The organism is Devosia sp. YR412, assembly GCF_900110945.1.
Lineage (GTDB): Bacteria > Pseudomonadota > Alphaproteobacteria > Rhizobiales > Devosiaceae > Devosia.
Genome location: NZ_FOFL01000001.1, coordinates 752,819 through 775,644, shown reverse-complemented (window position 1 = coordinate 775,644; position 22,826 = coordinate 752,819). Strand labels below are relative to the sequence as shown.

Annotated in this window: 19 protein-coding genes; 8 read left to right on the top strand and 11 right to left on the bottom strand. The window is 63.2% G+C overall.

Annotated features, from left to right (window positions below; translation table 11 throughout):
• Nucleotides 1–7: 7 nt before the first annotated feature.
• Both BM045_RS03720 and BM045_RS03715 read left to right on the top strand, forming a co-directional pair.
• The gene (locus BM045_RS03720; RefSeq protein WP_092179759.1) at nucleotides 8–313 is read left to right on the top strand and encodes a hypothetical protein; all 306 of its coding nucleotides are present in this window, start codon (nucleotides 8–10) and stop codon (nucleotides 311–313) included.
• A 74-nt stretch (nucleotides 314–387) separates the two neighbouring features.
• Entirely contained in the window at nucleotides 388–1,095 is a 708-nt protein-coding gene (locus BM045_RS03715) for a DUF899 family protein (protein WP_092179757.1), read from the top strand.
• A gap of 46 nt (nucleotides 1,096–1,141) precedes the next feature.
• Here the strand turns inward: BM045_RS03715 and BM045_RS03710 are convergent, their stop codons facing one another.
• The 7 genes from BM045_RS03710 to BM045_RS03680 all read right to left on the bottom strand — a co-directional run bounded on the left by BM045_RS03710 (nucleotide 1,142) and on the right by BM045_RS03680 (nucleotide 14,664).
• Nucleotides 1,142–4,453 carry an efflux RND transporter permease subunit gene (locus BM045_RS03710; RefSeq protein WP_170848352.1) on the bottom strand — a complete coding sequence of 1,104 codons (3,312 nt, stop codon included), beginning with the start codon at nucleotides 4,451–4,453 and terminating at the stop codon, nucleotides 1,142–1,144.
• A gap of 32 nt (nucleotides 4,454–4,485) precedes the next feature.
• Nucleotides 4,486–5,757: an efflux RND transporter periplasmic adaptor subunit gene (locus BM045_RS03705; protein WP_092179753.1), complete on the bottom strand. Its 1,272-nt coding sequence runs from the start codon at nucleotides 5,755–5,757 to the stop codon at nucleotides 4,486–4,488.
• A gap of 15 nt (nucleotides 5,758–5,772) precedes the next feature.
• Nucleotides 5,773–6,321, bottom strand: coding sequence for a PadR family transcriptional regulator (locus BM045_RS03700; RefSeq protein WP_092179751.1), 549 nt, complete (start codon nucleotides 6,319–6,321; stop codon nucleotides 5,773–5,775).
• 169 nt (nucleotides 6,322–6,490) lie between these two features.
• Nucleotides 6,491–7,321, bottom strand: coding sequence for a 3'(2'),5'-bisphosphate nucleotidase CysQ (gene cysQ, locus BM045_RS03695; RefSeq protein ID WP_092179749.1), 831 nt, complete (start codon nucleotides 7,319–7,321; stop codon nucleotides 6,491–6,493).
• Nucleotides 7,322–7,440: 119 nt separating this feature from the next.
• A complete protein-coding gene (locus BM045_RS03690) occupies nucleotides 7,441–8,712 on the bottom strand; it encodes an AGE family epimerase/isomerase (RefSeq protein ID WP_092179747.1) in 1,272 nt (423 codons plus the stop codon).
• 262 nt (nucleotides 8,713–8,974) lie between these two features.
• Nucleotides 8,975–9,925 carry a class 1 fructose-bisphosphatase gene (locus BM045_RS03685; RefSeq protein ID WP_092179745.1) on the bottom strand — a complete coding sequence of 317 codons (951 nt, stop codon included), beginning with the start codon at nucleotides 9,923–9,925 and terminating at the stop codon, nucleotides 8,975–8,977.
• Between the two features lie 74 nt (nucleotides 9,926–9,999).
• Nucleotides 10,000–14,664: an NAD-glutamate dehydrogenase gene (locus BM045_RS03680; protein WP_092179743.1), complete on the bottom strand. Its 4,665-nt coding sequence runs from the start codon at nucleotides 14,662–14,664 to the stop codon at nucleotides 10,000–10,002.
• A gap of 304 nt (nucleotides 14,665–14,968) precedes the next feature.
• On the opposite strand from BM045_RS03680, the gene BM045_RS03675 reads away from it, so the two are divergent.
• Nucleotides 14,969–16,000, top strand: a complete 1,032-nt coding sequence (locus BM045_RS03675) for a sulfate ABC transporter substrate-binding protein (protein WP_092179741.1) — start codon at nucleotides 14,969–14,971, stop codon at nucleotides 15,998–16,000.
• 149 nt (nucleotides 16,001–16,149) lie between these two features.
• Here the strand turns inward: BM045_RS03675 and BM045_RS03670 are convergent, their stop codons facing one another.
• From BM045_RS03670 to BM045_RS03660, 3 genes are all read right to left on the bottom strand, one after another.
• Nucleotides 16,150–16,440: a DUF6894 family protein gene (locus BM045_RS03670; protein WP_092179739.1), complete on the bottom strand. Its 291-nt coding sequence runs from the start codon at nucleotides 16,438–16,440 to the stop codon at nucleotides 16,150–16,152.
• 132 nt (nucleotides 16,441–16,572) lie between these two features.
• Nucleotides 16,573–17,112 carry a flavin reductase family protein gene (locus BM045_RS03665; RefSeq protein ID WP_244522868.1) on the bottom strand — a complete coding sequence of 180 codons (540 nt, stop codon included), beginning with the start codon at nucleotides 17,110–17,112 and terminating at the stop codon, nucleotides 16,573–16,575.
• 199 nt (nucleotides 17,113–17,311) lie between these two features.
• A complete protein-coding gene (locus BM045_RS03660; RefSeq protein ID WP_092179737.1) occupies nucleotides 17,312–17,914 on the bottom strand; it encodes a superoxide dismutase in 603 nt (200 codons plus the stop codon).
• Between the two features lie 89 nt (nucleotides 17,915–18,003).
• Between BM045_RS03660 and BM045_RS03655 the strand changes: the two genes are divergently transcribed.
• The 5 genes from BM045_RS03655 (at nucleotide 18,004) to BM045_RS03635 (ending at nucleotide 22,166) form a co-directional block, all read left to right on the top strand.
• Complete coding sequence (locus BM045_RS03655) at nucleotides 18,004–18,687, top strand: helix-turn-helix transcriptional regulator (protein ID WP_170848351.1); 684 nt, start codon at nucleotides 18,004–18,006, stop codon at nucleotides 18,685–18,687.
• Nucleotides 18,684–19,175, top strand: coding sequence for a group III truncated hemoglobin (locus BM045_RS03650; protein WP_244522867.1), 492 nt, complete (start codon nucleotides 18,684–18,686; stop codon nucleotides 19,173–19,175). The genes BM045_RS03655 and BM045_RS03650 overlap by 4 nt, the downstream gene beginning before the upstream one ends.
• A gap of 209 nt (nucleotides 19,176–19,384) precedes the next feature.
• Nucleotides 19,385–20,254, top strand: coding sequence for a sulfate ABC transporter permease subunit CysT (gene cysT, locus BM045_RS03645; RefSeq protein ID WP_092179735.1), 870 nt, complete (start codon nucleotides 19,385–19,387; stop codon nucleotides 20,252–20,254).
• Nucleotides 20,244–21,113 (top strand): sulfate ABC transporter permease subunit CysW, encoded by an 870-nt coding sequence (gene cysW, locus BM045_RS03640; RefSeq protein ID WP_092179733.1) that lies wholly within the window; start codon nucleotides 20,244–20,246, stop codon nucleotides 21,111–21,113. Before cysT ends, cysW begins: the two co-directional genes overlap by 11 nt.
• Nucleotides 21,114–21,128: 15 nt before the next feature.
• Nucleotides 21,129–22,166 (top strand): sulfate/molybdate ABC transporter ATP-binding protein, encoded by a 1,038-nt coding sequence (locus tag BM045_RS03635; protein ID WP_092179731.1) that lies wholly within the window; start codon nucleotides 21,129–21,131, stop codon nucleotides 22,164–22,166.
• A 126-nt stretch (nucleotides 22,167–22,292) separates the two neighbouring features.
• On the opposite strand, the gene BM045_RS03630 is transcribed toward BM045_RS03635, so the two are convergent.
• Nucleotides 22,293–22,760: an Lrp/AsnC family transcriptional regulator gene (locus BM045_RS03630; RefSeq protein ID WP_092179729.1), complete on the bottom strand. Its 468-nt coding sequence runs from the start codon at nucleotides 22,758–22,760 to the stop codon at nucleotides 22,293–22,295.
• Nucleotides 22,761–22,826 lie beyond the last annotated feature (66 nt).

Below are 22,826 nucleotides of genomic sequence, written 5' to 3'. Positions count from 1 at the left end.
AAGGCTCATGACCGAGTGGTGGCACTATCTCGTGGCGGTTTTTGCGCCACTGTTTCTGGTCAACGGCATCCCGCATTTCGTTTCGGGCACCATGGGCCGCACGTTCCCGACACCCTTCGTTGGCGGCCCGCCCAATCTTGATACGCCCCAGCGCAATGTGCTCTGGGGCGGCCTCAACTGGTTGGTCGGCGGCATGCTGCTCTGGCTGCTGCGCGACAGCCTGGGTGAACCCATCATTGTTGCCGAACTGATCGCGCTGGGTTGGGCCTTCGCCTTCTTCCTCGCCCGCACCTTCTCTGGCTTGCCGCGCTAAGGCTCACGTTTCGGAACCGGCCTTGCGTTCCAGCTGTTTCTCCCGGTGACTGTCCAAACCGCGGAGGAAATCCCATGGACGCCCATGCCCTCACACCTGCCCACGATCTCGCCAAAGGCGCCCACACGCCATTCCCCGGCGAGTCCGACGCCTACCGCGCCGCCCGTGAAGCCCTCCTCGCCGAGGAAATTGAATTCCGCCGCCACATGACGCGCCTCGCCGAACAGCGCCAGGCTCTGCCACTCGGCCCGGTGATCACCAAGGACTACCGCTTCCTCGATGCCGATGGCAGCGACCTCAGCCTGCTCGACCTGTTCGGTAGCCACGACACGCTGGTCACCTATTTCTGGATGTACGGACCGCAGCGCCAGCGTCCATGCCCGATGTGCACCAACTGGCTTGGTGGCGTCGAAGGGAATGCCGCCGATATCAAGCAGCGCGTCGCCTTCAAGATCATCGGCCGCAGCCCGGTCAAGCGCCAGCGCGAGTTTGCCGAGGAACGCGGCTGGAAACACCTCGATTTCGTCCAGACTCTCGGCGACGACTATGCCAATGACCTGCACCTGATCACCGCAGACGGCGGAGAAATCCCCGCCTTCATCGTCTTCAAGCGCGACGGCGACCAAGTCCGCCTGTTCTGGGCCAGCGAAATGACCGGCGACATGGCCGACCCCGGCCAAGACCCGCGCGACGCCCCCGACATCGCCCCACTCTGGACCATCCTCGATTACACGCCCGAGGGCAGGGGGACGGATTGGTATCCGAAGCTCAGTTATGACTGAAACAAAAAGGCCCGCATCGCTGCGGGCCTTTTTCATTCCATCCAGCCTATTCGGCTGCTTCCGGCCGATCCGGCTTGTTGGCCGGATTGGCGCTGTCCTTCTTGTCCAGCCCGGCATCGGGGCTGACGATGTAGCGCTTGCTGCCATCGGCATCGGCCGGGATTTCCACGGCCATGCCGTCAAAACCCGCGGGCGTGGCCATTGCCGGCTGGCGACGACGACCGGAGACCCAATTGCGGAAGCGGCCGAGATTGTGACCGGTGCCCTTCATCTGGACCCAGATGACGCTTGGGGCGGTGATCATCACCGGCACCATGATCAGCGTCAGCAGCGTCGAGAAGAACAGGCCCGAAACCAGCGCGGCCGACAGGTGGATGAACCACGAACCGGCCAGACCGCCGATGACGATCTCGCGGCGGATGAAGTCGAACTCGACATTCGCCCACATCGGGATCACGCCAAGGGCCGTCAGGAACGCCGTCAGCAGCACCGGCCGCACGCGCTGTGCGGTGGTGAGCAGCATGGCCTTGACCGGCTCGACGCCCTGGTGACGGTTGTAGTCATTGTAGGTGTCGATCAGCACGATGCCGTTCTTCACCACGATACCCGCCAAAGCCACGATGCCGAGGCCCGTCATGATGGCCGAGAAGCTCATGCCCGTAGCCAGCATGCCGAGCAGCACGCCGGCCACCGACATCACCACGGTCGAGAGCGTCACCATCACCTGGTAGAAGCTGTTGTACTCCAGCAGCAGGATGAAGAAGATCAGGAACATCGCCATGCCAAGGGCCTGGACGATAAAGGCATTGGCTTCGCCAGCCTGCTCTTCGGCACCACCGAACACCACATTCACCGTTTCGGGAAACGACTGTTCGGCAATCCAGGTCTGCAGCTCGGCAACCTTGTCGGCGGCATAGACGCCTTCCGGAAGGTTGGCGAGACCGGCGGCCACCGGCATCTGGTAGACCTGATTGCGGCGCTGGATATTGGCAACCTTGGGCACGGCGGTCCGGGTGATGAAATTGCTCACCGGGATCATGCCGCCCGTGGTGGCAATCCGCATCGAGTCCAGCGCATCGAAGGTCCGCTCGTTTTCCGGCAGGCGCACCTTGATGTCGAGTTCCTTGCCGCTATCCGCATCGCGATAGGTCCCGAGCTTGACGCCCGAGGTCACCAGCTGGACATAGGGCGCCAGCTCACGCACGCCGATGCCATACTTGCCGGCCTCGTTGCGGTCGATGGTGATCTGCCAGTCGATGCCGGGGGAGGGGCGACCGTCTTCGATATCCACGGTATTTTCCATGGATTCGAGCTTGGTCCGGATCGCACTGACCACGGGGACCAGATCCTCGTAATTGGTGCTCTCGACCCGCATGTTGATATCCTTGCCGGCGGGCGGACCATTCTCGGCTGCCAGAACCTGGATATCGAGACCGGAGAACTGCCCCATCCGCGCGCGGATGTTGGTGAAGATCTCTTCGGCCCTGACGCGATTGTTGTAGTTGACCAGCTGCAGCTGGAAGTTACCGATCGTGTCCGGTGGCGTGGTGCCGAAAGCACCCGTGTTGCCGAACTGCATGATAACGTCCTGGATGCCCTGGACCTGCATGATCTCGCTGCCGATATCGCTCATCATGTCGCGAATTTCTTCAGGCGAGTAATTGCCACGACCGACGACGGCCACGGTGGCGAATTCCGGTTCCGACGCCGGGAAGGCCTCGGTGCCGGTCGGATTGGCGATATAGGTCGCGAACACGCCGATGATGATGGCAAAGCCCACCGCCAGCGTCGGGATCGGCCAATGCAGCAGATGCTCCATGGTCCGCACATAGATGCCGGTCAGGCCCTTGACCTTCTTGGGGTCGAACTTGTCGGCATACATCACCGTATCGGCCGCTTCCTTGGCCTTCGGATCGATATGGGACGAGGCAATGATCGAGCCGATCACCGGCATGAAGATCAGCGCCGAAATCAGCGAGGCCACCATGACGATGATCACGATCATCGGCAGATAGGCCATAAACTTGCCGATAATGCCCGGCCAGAACAGCAGGGGGATGAAGGCACCTAGCGTCGTAAAGGTCGCGCCCAGCACGGGCACGAACATCTTGCGGACGGCGAGGATGAACGCCTCTTTCTTCGAGACGCCTTCCTGCAGCTTTCGCTCGGCATATTCGACCACCACCACGGGGTCGTCGACCAGCACGCCCACTGCGATGACAAGGCCGAACATCACCATCATGTTGATGGTCATGCCCAGGGTCTGTGCCACAAGGAAGGCCATCATGAACGACAGCGGGATCGACATGCCGATCATGATTGCGGGACGCACGCCAAGCGTCGCCACGCAGGTGATCAACACCAGCGCCACGGCCGTCAGCACCGCTGCTTCCAGCGAGCGGAACATTGAAGTGGTAGTTTCGGCCTGGTCGAGAAAGAAGCTGTAATGCACGCCTTCCGGCCAGTCCTTGGCCAGTTCGGCCGTCGTCTTCCGCACCTGGTCGGAGACGTCGATGATATTGGTGCCGAGCTTTTTGGACACGCCCATGATCAGGGCAGGGGAGCCGTTGACCGTGGTGTAGTCGGTGGCGTCGGCCAGCGTGCGGGTAATCGTCGCCACGTCGCCAAAGGTCACGACGGTATTGCCATCGGTCTTGAGCGGCAGACTGTAGACGTCTTCCGGCGTGTTGATCAGGCCGGGCACTTCGATATTGAACGAGCCCTGGCCGGAGTTGAGCGTACCACCGGGCACCACCATATTATTGCGGCTCAGCGCGTCGAACAGCTGGCTCGCCGTCAGCCCATAGGCTTCGAGCCGCAGCAGGTCGATGCGCACTTCGAGGATTTCGTCACGGGCGCCCGAGAGTTCTGCCTCGCGAACGTCCGGAATGGCTTCCAGCGCGTCCTGCAGGTCTTCGGCGCGGCGCACCAGTTCCTTTTCGGGCGCGCTGCCATAGACGGCGACCGAAATGATCGGCGTGCCGACCAGATCGATTTCCGCCACGATCGGATCATCCGCATCGGCGGGGAGCTTCGACTTGACCGCATCCATGCGGGCGCGGGTGTCGGCCAGCGCCTGGTCCTTGTCGGTATTGATGTCGAACTCGAGGAAGATCGAGGCATGGCCGGTGGTCGAGGTGGAACTGATATTCTCCAGCCCCGGCAGCGTCGCCAGTTCTTCTTCGGTCGGCTTGGCCAACAGGTTTTCGGCGTCGCGCGGGGCGACACCGGTCTGGCTGATCGAGACGTAGAGATAGGGCACGTCGATGGCCGGGAAGCTCTCCTTGGGGAGAGAGACATAAGCCGAGATGCCTGCCGCGAGCATGATAACCATGACCGTCAGGACGACGCGGGGCATCCTGAGAATCTTGACGATAAAGTCGAGCATGATCAGACGCTTTCTGCGCTAACGTCGGGGGTCGTCTCGTCGGGCGAAGCCTTCACAGCCTGTCCGGCGCTCACATTTTCCTGGCCGATGGTGATCACCTCGGCGCGGGCAGGTAGGCCACTCACCCAGACGCCATCGCGCGTATCGCTGACGATCGTGATTTCGTGGAAGGCCACCTTGCCGTCTTCCACGGTGCGCACGCCAAGCACGCCCTGGTCATCCAGTGTCAGCACTGACTGCGGCAGCAGGTGACCGAGCGTCGAGCCCAGCGTCACCGTTGCCTGGGCGGTCACGCCATCGCGGATCGACAGGTCGTCATTGGCGAATTCGATTTCCACCGGGAAGGAACGGGTCGCATTGTCGGCGGTCGCCGAGATGAACGTCACCTTGCCCGCCACTTCGGCGCCCGTCACCGTGGTGATCTGGGCTTCGAGACCGGTATGGGCCAGCCCGATGCGCGATTCCGGCACTTGGCCGACAAACACCATCGGGTTGAGCTGCACGATGGTCGCGCAGGGCGCACCCTGAGCCAGCATCGAGCCAGCCACAGCGACGGGGTCCTGCACGACACCGGCTACCTTGGCCTTGATTTCGGTGCGGTCGAGTTCTGCTTGCGCATTGTCGAGGCCGGCCTGAGCCGAGGACACTGCAGCCTTGGCGCCGCTCAGCGCGACTTCCACGGCACGGCCGGTATTGGGAGCGGCCAGGCCCTTGGCCCGCAGCTCGGCATTGGTATCGAAATCCAGCTGTGCCTGAACCAGACCTGCATTGGCCTGCTCTAGGGCTGCCTGGCCCTGCGACACCGCGGCGACGCGCGTGCCCTGGTCCAGCGTGCAGAGCGCATCGCCCACAGCAACCTGCTGGCCCTTGGTCACATGCACCGCATCGACGATGCCGCCCGTTTCAGCCATCGACGTCACCGAGGCCTTGGCCTGGGTGCGGCCGCGCAGCGGCACGTCGATCTGCATCGGCTGTGCATCAAACACCACCGTGCGCACGCTCGGCAGGGCGGCATTTTCGCCACCTTCTGCTTCATTGCGCTGGGCAATGGTCAGGGCCGGATCGGTTTCGGGATGCGGATGCTCGGCCAATACGCCGGCGCTGGCCAGCGTCGTATGCAGCGGGCCATGCTCTTGCCCTTCGATAACAGAAACGATCGGCTTTTCGCCTTCGCCGGGGCCATTGCCGCCGACGACGAGAGTTCCGGTTGCCAGCCAGCCGCCGATCCCGATCAGGATCAGCAAGGCCACGCCATAAGAAAACAGTGCACGCATGAAGTATTCGCCCCTTTACTCAGCCGCGTCTTTGCTCGGCTCGGCTCGCGCCAATGTGATCAGTTCGTGCATATGGGAGCGCATATGCCGTTCGGCAAGCTCCATGATAACACGACCGTAATTGATAACCCATGTGTCACCCGCACTGCTGCCGTGCTCTGAAGCGACATCTTGCAGCTTGTTGCGGCCATCCACGAGCCTTTGCAGAAATTCGTTCGACCGCGTCTCGACCAGGTCGCGCGGCAGGATATGCGCGAAACGCGCAAACAACAGGAACGGGCTGCGGAACACATCCTCGCCCAGCGGCTCTGCCAGTTCTTCAGCAAAAGCGGAACGGCCAAGTTCGGTAATGGTATAGACTTTCTTGGCCGGCTTGCCGGTCTGCTGCTCGGTGCGGCTGGTGACCAGCTTTTCGGTCTCGAGCTTGGCGAGCGCAGGGTAGATCGAGCCGAAGCTCGCCTCGATGAAATACGCGCAATCGCCTTCAACGCAGGCCTGCCGGATATCATATCCAGTGGCTTCGCCCTCAAAAAGGATCGATAAACAAAGCGTTCTGACGTTCATGCGCGCGTTCCACAGACCTATGTTGGTCCGATATATGCCGGTTCTCTATAGGTACGGCTGACATCGCGCAAGTTCTACGCCCGCAGTCATCGGGCAGATCAGTTAAGATCAGATTGCATGGCTCGCTCTAATAGAGCGCTTCGGCCAAGTTCGGTAGTCGGCATTTCCCCTAGTCGAGCAGTCTTACCATTTCCGCTGCTGCCCGCCGTGCCAGTTCAAGACTGGAGGCGGCCACGAAATAGGGATTGAGGAACGCCAGGTCATGCTTGCCATAGCGCATGCGTTCGCCGTCCAGCGTCACCACAGCGCCGCCTGCCGCTTCCAGCACGGCCTGCCCAGCCGCCGTGTCCCATTCGCAGGTCGGGGTGAAGCGCGGATAAAGCTGCGCATCGCCCCGTGCCAACAGGCAGAACTTCAGCGACGACCCGACCGAAACGTCCGCCTCGACATCCAGCGTCTCGCACAGGCCTGCCAACGCCGCATGCCCATGCGACCGGCTGGCCACGATCCGCAACCGCTCGGCCGAAGCCACGGCAATCGCTGTCTTGTCCGAAGCCGCGCCACTCAGCGTATTGCAGAACCATGCGCCACTCGCATCGCCGATGAAGGTCTCGCCGGTCACCGGCGCCAGCACCACGCCCAGCACCGGCACACCATCCTCTACCAGCGCGATATTGACCGTGAACTCGCCATTGCGCTTGATGAATTCCTTGGTCCCATCCAGCGGATCGACGACGAAATAGCGTTCGCCCAGCGTCGGAATAATCCCGGCCGCCACGCTCTCCTCACCCAGCACCGGAATGCCGGTCTTTTTGAGATAGTCGAGAATAATCGCCTCGGCCGCCGCATCCGCCTCGGTCACCGGCGAACCATCCGCCTTGCTCACCGCCGCGATCGGCCGCGCATAGACGTCGAGGATCACTTTTGCCGCCGCAATTGCCGCGTCGAGCACCAGCGTGGTGAGCCCCTGGTCAGTCGGCGCTTGCGTCGTCACTGTCATCTTGGATGGTCTCTGCCCTATGCCGAAGCTCTACGCGCCCGCCTTCGTGCTGGCAACATCCTTGGGTGGTCCCCTTCTCCCCTCGCGGGAGAAGGTGCCCGAAGGGCGGATGAGGGGGCCTAGATGATCTTCTTCACCGTGTGATCCGCCTCGATAATCCCCTTCGTCAGGCTCCCGGTCGTTGGATAGAGCGGGATCAGGCACGCCTGCAGCGCGTGATAGATATCCGGCTTGCCGACGAACAGCCGCGAGGTCGGCGTCAGGTCTTCCTTGAGCTCGCTCAGCCAACCGCCGCGCGCATGGTCGATGACGTGGTTTTCGGCATGGTCCCAGAGCTTGCGATACCAGATCTGGAAATAGTCCTCATTGTCGAAGGCCGAGATATAGGCCGAGGCGCCAATGGCCTCGGCCAGCGGCCACCACAGCTTTTCGCGCATGATCGGCTGATTGTCCCAGTCCAGCGTGTAGAAGAACCCGCCGTGCAGCTTGTCCCAACCTAGCTCGATCGACTGGCGGAACAGCTCGCGCGCCGCGCCGGTCATCCAGTTGGCGCGCTTGTCCCCCAGAATCCACAGCTGATACAGCAGCCGCGACCACTCCAGCCAATGCCCCGGCGTCGCGCCGGACGGCCGGAACATCTCATTGCCCTCATACCCCTTGTCGAGCACCCAGTTCTCGTCGAAATGCTCGGCCACCCGATGCCCGAGCGGCACGGCGGTCTTGAGGATGATCTTCTCGGCAATCCGCTCGGCCTTGACGAGGTAGTCCTTGTTGCCGGTCGCCTCAAAGGCGGCCATCAGCGCCTCGGTCATATGCATATTGGCATTCTGCCCGCGATAGGGCAGCAGCTCCGACCAGTCCTGACTATACTCGTCCTTGACCGTCCCGGTCTTGTCGTCCCAGAAGCGCTCGTTGATCACCTTTGTGACGTCCGCCAACATCTGCTCGGCCAGCGGATGCCCGACCAGCTTGGCACTCGAAGCCGCCAGCAGCACGAAAGCATGCCCATAGGCCTGCTTGGAGCCATTGCTGATCCCGTCATCATCGACACCCCAGGCGTAACCGCCATGCTCGGCGTCACGATGCTGCTCCCAGATAAAGCGCATGCCGTGGTCGACGATCTCGTCCGATCCCGGCCGGCCCAGGAGACTTCCGATCACGGCACAATGCACCATACGCGTCGTGACGTGAATCTGCCGCGTCGCATTCTCCGCGTCGACCGGCAGCCCCTCGTCATCCAGCTCGAAAAATCCGCCCTTCGGATTGATCGAGGCTGCCTCGAAGAAATCATAGAGATTGTTGGCCTGCCGCATCAGATATTGCCGATGAAACAGCCGGTTCGGCCACGGGCTCGAATTGGTCTTGGCAAGGTTCAGCGGCAGCTCGGTCATGACAGACTCCTGATTTGCGAGGAGCTATAGCCAGCCAATAAGAACGTTGCAACTTCGAGCCGTGCCGCAGGCAAAATCACGCCGGTGGCCTGATTTTAGGCGCTTCGAGCCGGCTGCAGGCAAAATCACGCCGGTGGCGTGATTTTAGGCGAGAAGGCCATAAGGCCTATGGCCGAATGGCCCAGATGTGCCGCGTACGCGATAAGATTCCTCTCCCTCTGCAGGAGGAGGCTAGGTGGGGGTGGACGCACCGACCTTGGAACTACGCTTTCGCGTACCACCCCTCGACCCGCGCCACTTCCTCCGCCGAGCCCAAGATCACCGGCACCCGTTGATGAATCCCCGTCGGCACCAATTCCAAAATCTTCTCTGACCCCGTCGTCGAAGCGCCACCCGCTGCCTCGACGATCATCGCCATCGGATTGGCCTCATACAGCAGCCGCAACCGCCCGCCCTTGCTGACCGTCTCGCTATCCAGCGGATACATGAAAATCCCGCCTCGCATCAAAATCCGATGGATATCCGCAACCATCGAGCCGACCCAGCGCATATTGTAGCGCTTGCCGGCCGGCCCGGTTTCACCCGCGACATTCTCCGCCACATAGCTGCGCGTCGCCTCGTCCCAGAACCGCTCGCGCGCCGTATTGATCGCATATTCGCTCGACGCCGCGGCCACAGCCACCTTGTCCAGCGTCAGCACGAACTGCCCTGCGCCATCCAGCGTAAACACCGCCACGCCCGCCCCAAAGGTGATCACCAGGCTCGTCGCCGGCCCATAAGCCGCATAGCCCGCCGCCAGCTGCGCCGTCCCCGGCTGCAGCAGGCCCTTGCTCGCATCCAGCACCGAAAAGATCGTGCCCACGGTGACGTTGACGTCGAGGTTTGAAGATCCATCCAGCGGATCGGTCGCGACCATATACTGGCCCTGATTCTCCAGATGAACCGCTTCATCCAGCTCTTCGGATACCAGAATCGAGATCTCGGAATTCTGCCCTATGTGATTCAAAACAATATCGTTCGAGATCACATCGAGCGCCTTCTGCGCCTCGCCCTGCACATTGGTATGGCCTGCAAGCCCGGTCTGCCCGGCAATCGGCGCCAGACGCAAGATGCCTGCAATCTCCGCACTTGCCGCCGCCATGCTTGCGACAACCGAGGCCAGCTTCGGATCGACAGTCTGGCCAGCAAGCCATTGCGCAAGGGTCGTGATCATCGAAAAACTCGCAGTGAGGGCAGGGTGCCCTCACTCTCATCATGCAGCGCCATCAGGCAAGGCCGACTTTCGGCTCACCCCTCCTGCGCCAGATCGGCCAGCAAGCCCGCGGCCACGCTCAGGCGCGACACCGTCAGCTCGCCCTGCGTCAGCTCCTTGACCGCCTCCGCCGTCCGGGCAATGCCAGCCCGGCCCATCCAGGCAACCACGCCGCCCTCGGTCCGCAGCACATCAGCCGTGAGATCGCGCTGTGCCCGCATCAGATTGGCCAGTGCCCGGTCCAGCGCCATGCGGTCGAAGCGGTCGCTGAGCCGGATATCCCGGCCCTGTTCCACAACCGGCCATAGGTTGAAGGTTGCGAACACGCCAAAGAATGCTGCCGCACCATCCGCCACCGAAACACCGGCCCGCTCGCTGACCAGCACAATATCGCTGGCATAGCTCAGCACCGGCAGCTCCGCGATCTGCTGCGCCAGCGCCGCCGGCACAGACTGCGCCACCAGCGCTGCGACCTTTGCGGAAACCTGTTCCGCCAGCGACGCGGGCAGGGCGCTCCCCATCAGTCCGCGCAGTGCCGCAACACCCGCTGCATGCCGCTCGACCAGCCCGGCCAGCCCCTGCGTCACATCCGCATTGCGCAGGAACCACAGGCTTTCCTGCCGCAACAGATCCATTACCTCGGCATAAAGCCCGAGCTGAACCTCTCCAGTGACCAGACCATCCAGCGCGTCAATCTCGGTATTCAGCGCCGTCAGCCCATAGACATCGCGCGTGGCCGCATAGGCCAGTGCCACCTCGCCGGGGCTGGCGCTGGTCGCCGCCGTCAGCTCGCTGACGAAAGCCGGCCCGCCGCGATTGATCATGGCATTGGCCAGAACCGTCGCGATCACCTCGCGTTTCAGCCGATGCTGGCTCACCTGTTCCGGATAGGCCGAATGCAGCTTTTCCGGGAAATAGCGATAGAGCTCGCCCGCCAGATAGCCATCATCGATCGCCTCGCCTTCCAACAGGTCGGCATAAAGCGTCAGCTTGGCATAAGCGAGAATCACCGCCAGCTCCGGCCGCACCAAAGCTCGGCCATCCATCACCGCATCGCTGGGCAAAAACTCCACCGCCCGCGCCAGCAGACCGCGGTCTTCCAATTGTTCGATCAACTCCCGATGATCCGGCAGCTCATCCAGCCCCGCCCGCTGCGCCAGCGAGATCGCCAGCCCCTGCAGGTAATTGTTGCGCAGGCACAGCGCCGCAACCTCATCGGTCATGGTCACCAGGAAGTCGTTGCGCTGCTCCACCGGCAGCGACCCATCCGCCAGCAGCGGCGCTAGCGCAATCTTGATGTTGACCTCGAGATCGGAGGAATTCACCCCCGCCGAATTGTCGATCGCGTCGGTATTGATCTGCCCGCCCTTGAGCGCATAGTCGACGCGCCCCCGCTGCGTCACGCCGAGATTGGCGCCTTCGCCAATCACCCTGGCCCGCACATCGGCGCCGGTAATGCGGATCGCATCATTGGCACGGTCACCCACCTCGGCATCCGTCTCGCCTACGGATCGCACATAGGTGCCGATACCGCCAAACCACAGCAGGCCCACATCGGCCTTGAGAATGGCCGTCATCACCTCCGCCGGTGTCGCATGCGCCACCGTCAGCCCCAGCGCCGCCCGTATCTCGGGGCTCAGCGGTATCGCCTTCAGCGACCGCGAAAACACCCCGCCGCCGGCCGAAATCAGCCCCTTGTCATAATCCTGCCAGCTCGACCGGGGCAGCGCGAACAGCCGCTGCCGCTCGGCCAGGCTCGTCGCCGCATCCGGCGTCGGATCGATGAAGATGTCGCGGTGGTCAAACGCCGCGACGAGACGGATTTCCGGGCTCAGCAGCATGCCATTGCCGAACACGTCGCCGCTCATGTCACCGACGCCGACGACGCTGAAGGGCTCGCGCTGGATATCGCGGTCCATCTCGCGGAAATGCCGCTTCACCGCCTCCCAGCCGCCGCGCGCCGTAATCCCCATCTTCTTGTGGTCGTAACCGGCCGAGCCGCCCGAGGCGAAAGCATCGCCCAGCCAGAAGCCGCGCGAGATCGCAATCCCGTTCGCCGTATCCGAAAAGCTCGCCGTGCCCTTGTCCGCTGCCACCACCAGATAGGGATCATCCCCATCGCGCCGCACCACATCTCTCGGCGGCACCACCACGCCATTGACCAGATTGTCCGTCACATCCAGCAGCGCGCCGATGAAAATCTTGTAGGCCGCAATGCCCTCGGCCGCAAAAGCCTCGCGCGCCATGCCAGCCGCCAGATGCTTGGGCACGAAGCCGCCCTTGGCCCCCACCGGCACGATCACCGCATTCTTGACCTGCTGCGCCTTGACCAGCCCCAGCACTTCGGTGCGGAAATCCTCCGGCCGGTCCGACCAGCGGATGCCGCCTCGCGCAATGGCGCCAAAGCGCAGATGCACGCCTTCCACCCGCGGCGAATAGACCGAAATCTCGCGGTAGGGCCGCGGCGCCACCATGCCGTCCACGAGCGACGAGTTGAACTTGATCGCCAGCGCCGGCATGCGCTTGCCCTCGGCATCACGCTGGAAAGCATTGGTCCGCACCGATGCTTCCACCAGGTTCACGAACCGCCGCACGATCGTATCCTCGTCCAGCACCGCCATTGCATCAAGCGCCGCAACGATCCGCTCCCGCGCCACCTCCGCCGCGACTTCGCGATCCGCCTGCGCCGGGTCATGCAACGCCTTGAACAGCGCCACCAGCGCCCCGGCCGCTTCGCTCTGCTTCACCAGAACATTGGCAATATAGCGCTGCGAATAGCTGGTGCCGATCTGCCGCAGGTAGCGCGACAGCGCCCGCAGCAAGGCCGCATCGTTCCAGCCCAGTTCCGTCCGCCCTACCAGCGTATTAAGCGCATCGCTCTCCGCCAGCCCGTCCCATACCGCTAGCAGCCCTTCTTCCACCGCCGCGCGCCGCGCCGCCACATCGAAGTCGCCCTCGGCCGGCTCCAGCACCATGTCATGCAGATAGCGTTCCACCCCGTCGCGCGGCACCACCGTATAGGTGCGCTCGTCGATCACCCGGAAGCCGAAGGCCTCCAGCATCGGCACGCGGTCGCTGAGCGGAATAGCACTCTCGCGGTGGTAGAATTTAAGCCCAAGCGAGCCATCTGCCCCGGTCCGCGCCCGCAGCCTGATCGCGACGCCCGCGCCATCGCCCAGCCCCCGCAGCACGGCAATATCATCCAGCGCATCGGCCGCCGAATTGCGCGACTGATAGGCCGCCGAAAACGCCCCGCGATAATCGCTGATCGCGGCTGGATCTTCCGCCGTTGCCGCCAGCACATCGCCAAAATTACTGGTCAGCGCCGAAACGCGCTCTTCCAGCTCCGCCCGGCTCGGCTGCGGCGTCGGCCCGGCCACCCGGCCGATGATCACATGCAGCCGCACCAGTTCCCCTTCCGGGAAATGCGGATAATAGGCCGAAATACGCCCGTCATAGACCTGCGCCAGATAGCGCGCGATGCGGGCCCGCGCTTCGCTGTCATAGCGGTCGCGCGGCACGTAAACCAACACCGAGACGAAATTGTCGAAGCGGTCGATACGCGGCAGCGCCCGCACCCGCGGTCGGTCATAGAGCCCGGCAATCGCCGTGGCGAATTCGAACAACTGATCGACGCCAATCTGGAACAGCTCGTCGCGCGGATAGCTATCCAGCGCGCTCAGCAGCGTCCGCCCGTCATGCCCCAGCGGATCAACACCCGACTTGCGCATCACCTCGGCAATCTTGCGCCTGATAATCGGCACATCGGTATGCGGCGTCGCCTGCGCCTGCGCCGTGAATAGTCCGACAATGCGCAGCTCGCCCGTCGCCGCGCCATCCGCGTCAAACAGCTTGATGCCGACATAATCCATATGCACGCGGCGATGCACCCGCGCCCGCACATTGGCCTTGGTCACCAGCAGCGGTTCGTCGCTCGCCATGAAGGCGGTGTGCTGCGGCGTTGATTCCACAAAAGTCGGCCCGCTGCGCAGCAGCTTGAACTCGGGATCGCGCAAAATACCCAGCCCGCTTTCGGCCAGAGGCGCCAGTCCCTCGGCGCCGAGCCGGTATTCGCGCATGCCGAGGAAGGTGAAATTGTGCTCGATCAGCCAGTCGAGAAAGCGCAGCGGCTCGTCCTTCTGGCTTGCCTTGCTCTGTTCCAGCGCGCCGATCGCCCGCCGCAGCCGCTCCAGCATCGGCTGCCAGTCGCGCACCGCGCGGGTCACTTCGCTCATCGTCGCTGCGACTTCAGTCTTGAGCGCCTCGACATCCGCCACCGGGTCGGAATGGATATGCAAGACGCTCAGCGCCCGCCCGCCATGCGCGCTGACCGCGCCCTGTTCCACCTTCACCACCGGATGGGTAAACAGCCGCACCGTGCCGCCCGCCGCCCGCACTGCCGCCAGCGCCGAGTCGACGATAAACGGCATATCCGGCGACACCACATCGAGCGCCAGCGGCTCGCCCGCCTGGTTCGGCACCGTCGCGCTCAACCGGCTGCCATCGCCGTCATAATCGAGCAATTGCTTATAGGCATGCCGCAGCCTGGTTTCGAAAGCCTCCGGCGCCAGTCGCGCCAGGTCCTCGCCATCGGTCGCCAGCACTGCCGCCCGGAAGAAACGCGCAAAGCCCGCATCCTCGCTCGCCAGTGCCGCAGCCCGCTCCAGCAGGGCCGGACGTCTCGATTGTCCCAGGTCCATTCAACGACTCCCCAATTCGCCGCAACAGTCTAGGCGGGCCATCCGCACATGTCGCCATTCTCTTCCACCATAGTGCGCAAGCGCCACGGCTGCGTGACAGCGCCAGCCGATTATGGCCTTTGCAGGTCATTGGAATTAATTTGCGCCCAATTGACCTGTTTGCCGCTTCGGGCCATGTTTTTCTCGGCAAAGTGCCAAATGCAGCAAACCGTTTTCTCGGGCGCTGCTCCGGCGCTAGGCCGCCGCCTTGCGATACCCTAGTTGTCTGGTAGTCTTTCACCATCGATCTCAGCGGGAGACAGAGATGAAGAACGCCCCCAAATTTATCGCCTATACCGCTCTTGCCGCATCCCTGGTGCTGGGCTTTGCGGTCACGGCGCATGCTCAGGATCGCACCCTGATCAACGTCAGCTACGACCCGACGCGCGAACTCTACCAGCAGTTCAACGAGGCCTTCGTGGCCCATTGGCAGGCTGAAAAGGGCGAGACCGTCGCCATCCAGACCACCCATGGCGGCTCCGGCGCCCAGGCCCGCACCGTCATCGACGGCCTTGAGGCCGACGTCGTGACCCTGGCGCTGGAATCCGACATTAACGCCATTTCCGATGCCAACCCGGCGCTGATCCAGGCCGGCTGGCGCGGCACGTTCGAAAACAACAACGCCCCCTATACCTCCACCATCGTCTTCCTCGTCCGCAAGGGTAACCCCAAGGGTCTCGCCGACTGGGGCGATCTGATCAAGGACGGCGTCGAAGTCATCACGCCAAACCCCAAGACCTCGGGCGGCGCCCGCTGGAACCTGCTGGCCGCCTGGGCCTGGGCCAAGGCACAGCCCAACGGCTCCGATGAGACCGCGCAGGCTTTCGTCACCGAACTCTACAAGCATGTTCCCGTGCTCGACACCGGCGCTCGCGGCTCCACCACCACCTTCGTGCAGCGCGGTATCGGCGACGTTCTGCTGGCCTGGGAAAACGAGGCCTATCTGGCGCTCGAAGAACTCGGCCCCGACGCCTTCGACATCGTGACGCCCTCCGTCTCGATCCTGGCCGAACCCCCGGTCGCGCTGGTCGTCGGCAATGCCGAAAAGAAGGGCAATACCGATCTGGCCCAGGCCTATCTCGAATATCTCTATTCCGATGAAGGCCAGTCGATCGCCGCCGCCAATTACTACCGCCCCTTCAAGCCCGAGGTTGCCAATCCGGACGACGTCGCCCGCTTCAAGGACGTCAACCTCGTCACCATCGCCGATTTCGGCGGCTGGCGCGAAGCCCAGCCCCACTTCTTCGGCGACGGCGGCGTCTTCGACCAGATCTACACCGGCACCCCGGCACAGTAGTTCAACGATACGTCCTCCCAGACGCAAAACGCCGGCCCAAGGCCGGCGTTTTTGTTTTTGATTGCGCGCCGATCAAGAGAGTGGAGCCCCCTTCTGCCCTGCGGGAGAAGGTGCCCGAAGGGCGGATGAGGGGACCTTAGACGGCGCCTTCAATGCACCGTAGCTGGCGCAACATCCACCGGCTCATCATCGTCAGCGTCCGTGCCAACCTTCGGCCCAGCCCAGAACACGATATACAGCAGCTCTTCCCCCGCCGCGTCGGTGATCTCGATTGACCTTGGCAGCCGTGTATCGCCGCCCGTGCTCGCCGCATGCTCGACGATCGCCTTGGCAAGCGCCGCCGCATTATGCTCCGCCGCCTCCAGATCCGGCAGGTCGCTGCCATCCGTGTCGGGGATCAATTCGTCATCGGTGCGATAGTGAAAGTAGAACCGGGGCATGGACGCCTCCCTCGACGGAGCTTTGCAGGAAAAGTGGTCGCCACTTTTCCGGTTCGACAAAGCGGCAACTTAAAGACTCAAGGAAAATGCAAAAGGCGGGAATGAGTTGCCAGCCTGCCAGCTTCGGCGCCTTCAGTCGAGCCCGCCCAGCCCATGATAAGCATGGCGCTGCCACAGCAGCGGCTTGCGGCTGGTTGTGGTCTCGGCTTCGACAATCGCCCCGGCAAACAGCACATGCGTGCCGGTCTCCATGGCGCCGATCACGTCGCAATCCAGCGCGGTCACGCTGCCCAGCAACATCGGATGTCCCGACGGCCAATCCGTCCAGTCGCCCAGCGAAAACCGCTCGCCGGCCTCCACCTTGCCGGCGAAGGCATCGGCGAGGTCAGCCTGCTCTTCCGCCAGCATGGCGATTGAAAACCCGCCCGTCTTGGCGATAAGGTCGGCCAGCCGGCTCAGTATATCGATCGAAATCAGGATGGTCGGCGGATTGGCCGCCAGTGACAGCACCGCCGTCACCGTCCGCCCGATCCGCTCATCGCCGCGCCGCGCCGTCACCACGCTGACCGTCGACGCCATGGCCGCCATGGCCGAACGGAATTCGGTATGACCCACCACCGGCCGGCGGGAAGGGCGCAAATGCATCGCATCGGGCAGTTCGAAATCGGCCATCACGTTCAATTCTATACTCCGGCAACGGACCCAACCAGCCCATCCGTCTCGCTCTTTTGGCAGTCCGTTGGTCCCACCACGCTCGCCCCACCCACAATGTCACCCCGGCCTTGAGCCGGGGCCCATCCCGAGATCACGCCATGGCCGCAAGGTCGCTCGAACGAACCACCTCGCGGCCGACATGACATTCAGCGTTTGACTAGCCGAGGTTCGCTTCCGCAAACTCATAGTTCGCCAGCTTGTCGAGGAAGTTGGTCACATAGTCCGGCCGGCGATTGCGGAAGTCGACATAATAGCTGTGCTCCCAGACATCGAGGCCCAGCAGCGGCTTGCCTTCACCGGTCGCCAGTGGATTGGAACCGTTCGGCGTCTTGGTGACCTTGAGCTTCCCGTCCTTGCCCAGCACCAGCCAAGCCCAGCCCGAACCGAACTGCGTGGTAGCAGCCGTTTTGAATTGCTCCTTGAACGCCTCGACCGAACCCAGGTCGCTGACGATCTTGGCTTCCAGCTTGCCCGGCAGCGCGCCACCCTTGGGCGACAGGGCGTTCCAGAAGTGGATGTGGTTCCAGTGCTGGCCGGCGTTGTTGAACACCGGCGCCAGATCGGCCTTGCCATTGGCAAAGGCGATGATCTCTTCCAGCGACTTGCCCTGCAGATCGGCATTCTTCTCCACAAAGCCGTTCAGTGCCGTCACATAGGCCTGGTGGTGCTTGTCGTGATGCAGTTCCAGCGTTTCCTGGCTCATGCCCTTGTCGGCAAGAGCAGCATGGGAATAGGGCAGGGCGGGGAGTTCAAAAGCCATCTGGGCCTCCTGTTTTGGCGTGCCGCTTGCAATTTTTTGGCGCGCCGTCTAATTTCCAAGTAATGACTTTGAAAACCTCTGACGCGAATATGTCAAGCCAGATCTTGGAAAACGCATCGACTGCGGGCAATGTTGCCTGGTCGCCGCGCAGCCCGGCCGAACGCGTGCTGATGGCGCTCAAGATGCATGGCGCTTTGTCCTCCGCCGAGCTGGGCAGTAAGCTCTCGACCACCGGCGAAGCCGCCCGCCAGCAATTGGCACGCTTAGCCGAAGAAGGGCTCGTGCAATCCGCCAGCGAAGCGCGCGGCGTCGGTCGCCCCACCCAGCGCTGGAGCCTCACCCCTGCCGCCCAGTCCCGCTTTCCCGATACCCATGCCGCGCTCACCGTCCAGCTGCTCGACATCGTCCGCACTTCGCTTGGCGAGGCCGCTCTCGACACGCTGATTGCCGTCCGCGAAGCCGATACCCGCACCGCCTACCAGTCCGCCGTGCCCGACCATCTCCCGCTCCGCGACAAGGTCGCCGCGCTGGCCGAACTGCGCTCCGCCGAGGGCTATATGGCCGCCTGGAGCGAGGAACCCGACGGCACGCTGGTGCTGATCGAAAACCATTGCCCAATCTGCGCCGCCGCCACCGCATGCCAAGGTTTTTGCCGCGCCGAACTCGACGTCTTCCGCTCTATCCTCGGCCCCGAGGCCCATATCGAACGCAGCGAACACATCGTCTCCGGTGGCCGCCGCTGCACCTATGCCATCCGAAAGTCCGACGCATGAGCGAAGACAACCCACGTCCGCCCGTTGGCACGCAGCGCCAGCGCGTCGGCTGGGAAACCCCGGCCGGCCTCGACGAAGCCATGATCCGCATGGTGGTGGAGCGCTTTTACGATGATGCCCGCAAGGACCCGGTCATCGGTCCCGTCTTCAATCGAGTCATCGCCCGCGAAGCCTGGCCGCATCACCTGGCCACCATTGCTGACTTCTGGAGCTCCATGCTGCTCGGCACCGGCCGCTACGCCGGCCGCCCCATGCCCAAGCACATGGCAATCCCCGAACTTTCCGATGAACACTTCATGCGTTGGCTCGCCCTGTTCCGCCGCACCGCTGAAGCCGTCTGCCCACCGGACATCGCTGCCCTCTTCGTCGAACGCTCCGAACGCATCGGCAACAGCTTCCGCATGAACATCTACATGCGGAGAGGCGAGGACATTTCCCGGCTGGGGCCGCTGGAGCGCGAACAGCCAATTTGGACGCCGCCGCGCTAAAAAATCCTCTCGGCGCAGCGAATCCGGTGCTGACGGCCTCCCAGAATCTCCTAACCCCCTTCGTGCTAGCACAATTTTCTTTCCCTCCTTGCGCAAACGCCACGGCCTCGCTTTGATTACCCGGACCGATCCACTAGGGTCGCGACCGCCGCACCGGGTTGAGAGGTCGACATGACTACCGCCGCCATATCCCCCATCAGGATTCCCGCTTGAGCGCCGCGGTCTCGACTGCGCCGCGCCGCGCCTGGAGTTTTCGCCAGCCCAGCGTCATCCCCGGCTTCGGGCTGACCCTCGGCTTCACGCTCACCTATTTCTCGCTGATCATCCTGATCCCGTTGATCGCTCTAGCGGTCCGCTCGGCCGGTCTCGGCCCCGAGGGCTTCTGGAAAGCCGCCACCGATGCCCGCGTACTGGGCTCGCTGCGCGTCAGCTTCGTGACCGCGCTGATCGCCGCCGGCGTCAACGTCGTCTTCGGCACGCTGATCGCCTGGTGCCTGGTGCGCTACCGCTTCCCCGGCCGCCGCATTTTCGATGCCATCATCGATCTGCCCTTCGCACTGCCGACAGCCGTCGCCGGAATTGCGCTCACCGCCATCTACGCCCCCAATGGCACCGTCGGCGCGCTCTTCGCCCCGCTCGGCTGGCGCATCGCCTACACGCCGGCCGGCATCGTCATCGCCATGATCTTCATCGGCCTGCCTTTCGTCGTCCGCACCATCCAGCCGATCCTCGAAGAGGTCAGCCACGAAGTGGAAGAGGCCAGCGCCACCCTCGGCGCCAACCGCTTCCAGACCATTTTCCACGTCATCCTCCCCAGCCTCATGCCGGCCATCCTCACCGGCTTCGCTTTGGCCTTCGCCCGTGCGGTGGGCGAATACGGCTCCATCATCTTCATCGCCGGCAATATCCCCTTCGTCTCGGAAATCGCCCCGCTGCTGATCTATATCCGCCTGCAGGAATTCAACTATGTCGGCGCCACCGTCATCGCCACGGTCATGCTGCTGATATCCTTTGCCATCCTGTTCCTGATCAACCTGATCCAGGCCTGGTCGCGCCGGAGGTATGGCTATGGCAACTAAGCTTCGCGCTCGCCTCAAACGCCGCCGCTCGCCCACCAGCGAGAGCCGCCCGGTCCAGCTGCTGCTGATCGGCATCTCCCTGCTGTTCATGGCCATCATCCTGGTGCTGCCGCTCTATGCCGTCTTCCACGAAGCCCTTTCCAAAGGCATCGGTACTTTCTTTGCCGCGCTCGGCGAACACGACGCTCAGGCCGCCATCCGCCTGACGCTGCTGGTGGCCGCCATCGCCGTGCCGCTCAATGTGGTCTTCGGCCTCGCCGCCTCCTGGGCCATTGCCAAGTTCGAATTCAAGGGCAAGGCCTTCCTCATCACCCTGATCGATCTGCCCTTTTCGGTCTCGCCAGTGATCTCGGGCCTGGTCTATGTGCTGCTGTTCGGGGCAGGGAGCTTCCTCGGCCCCTTCCTCAAGAGCTACGGCATTGAAGTCCTCTTCGCGCTGCCCGGCATTGTCCTCGCGACCATTTTCGTCACCTTCCCCTTCGTCGCTCGCGAACTGATCCCGCTGATGCAGGACCAGGGCACCGGCGACGAGGAAGCGGCGCTGTCGCTCGGCGCCAATGGCTTACAGACCTTCTGGCGCGTCACGCTCCCCAATATCAAATGGGGCCTGCTCTACGGCGTGCTGCTCTGCAATGCCCGCGCCATGGGCGAATTCGGCGCCGTCGCCGTGGTCTCGGGCAAGATCCGCGGCCAGACCACCACCATGCCCTTGCAGGTGGAAATGCTCTATAACGAATACAACGCCACGGCGGCCTTCGCCCTGGCATCGCTGCTGGCCTTGCTCGCGCTGGTCACGCTGGTATTGAAGTCGGCGCTGGAATGGCGCTTCGGCGAAGAAATCGCCGCCGGCAATCACTGATAGGATTTGGGGTCTATGGAAGTTCGCGTTCAAAATGTGCGTAAGGAATTCGACCGGTTCCCGGCGCTGCATGATGTCTCGCTCGATATTCATTCGGGCGAGCTGATCGCGCTGCTCGGCCCCTCGGGCTCTGGCAAGACCACCTTGCTGCGTCTGATCGCCGGCCTCGAAATGCCGACCGCCGGCAAGATCTTCTTCGGTGATACCGACGCCTCGGAAAAGACCGTGCAGGAGCGCAATATCGGCTTCGTCTTCCAGCACTATGCCCTGTTCCGGCATATGACGATCCTGGAAAACATCTCCTTTGGCCTGAAGGTCCGCCCGCGCTCGACGCGTCCGCCCAATGGTGAAATCCGCCGCCGCGCCATGGAACTGCTCGATCTGGTGCAGCTCACCGGCCTCGAAAAGCGCTATCCCAACCAGCTCTCCGGCGGCCAGCGCCAGCGCGTCGCCCTGGCCCGCGCCCTCGCCATCGAACCGGCGGTCCTGCTGCTCGACGAACCCTTCGGCGCCCTCGACGCGCAGGTGCGCCGCGAGCTGCGCAAGTGGCTGCGGGAGATCCATGACCGCACCGGCCACACCACCGTTTTCGTGACCCACGACCAGGAAGAAGCCCTGGAGCTCTCCGATCGCCTCTGCGTCATGAGCCAAGGCAAGATCGAACAGGTCGGCACCCCCGACACGGTCTATGACCACCCCACCTCGCCCTTCGTCTTCGGCTTTATCGGCGAATCCAGCACGCTGCCGGTCACCGTCGAAAACGGCGAACTCTGGGTCGGCGGCCGCGCCATAGGCGTTCCGGCCGGCGACGCCACCCCCGGCGACGCCCGCCTGTTCTTCCGGCCGCATGATGTGGAACTGGTCGAGGCAGATGCCTCGCTGGCCGGTGTCGTCAGCACCAGCCGCCGCGTTGGCGGCACCCGCCGCGTTGAGCTCGAAATCGGTGGCGCCGGCCATCACGTCGAAGTGGATCTGCCCTTCGACCACCCGGCCGGCGAAAAGACCCGCCTGGCCTTCCGTCCGCGCCGCTGGAAGCTTTTCCCCGCCGCCTGAGAACCAAAAAAGCCCGCATCCCTTTCGTGAAGGCATGCGGGCTAAGGTCGGTTGAAAGCGCTCGTAAGCGCTTGTCGCTTTTACGGGATTATCCCTAACCCGGCATCGAACACATGTTCGATAAAACTATTCTTCGTCGCCCTTCACCGCCTCCATCGACACATGCGTCGACGTATGCGCCACATGGGGCAGGGCGGAAATCCGCTCCCCCAGCACTTCGCGATAGTCGGCAATATCCTTGGTCCGCACCTTGAGCAGATAGTCAAAGCTCGAGGCGATCATATGTGCCTGCTCAACCTCGGGAATTGCCCGAACCGCCTTGTTGAAGGCGGCCAGCGCCGCCTTGCGCGTATCCGATAGCTTCACTTCCACAAAGGCCACATGCGGCAGTCCCAAGCGCTTGGGGTCGATCACCGCCCGATAACCCAGGATATAGCCCGCCTTCTCCAGCCGCGTGATCCGCGCTTGGCATGGCGTCTTGGAAAGGTTCACCCGCCGCGACAGCTCCGCCACGCTGATCCGCCCATCCTTGGCCAGCTCGTCTAGGATACGCCGGTCGATCTGGTCCAAAGTCTCGTAGGTAACGGTTCTCATGGCGCTTTGTCCTGCAGTAGGCCCCAATCATAACGCCGAACGCAGCATTCCGCCACATCATCAGAC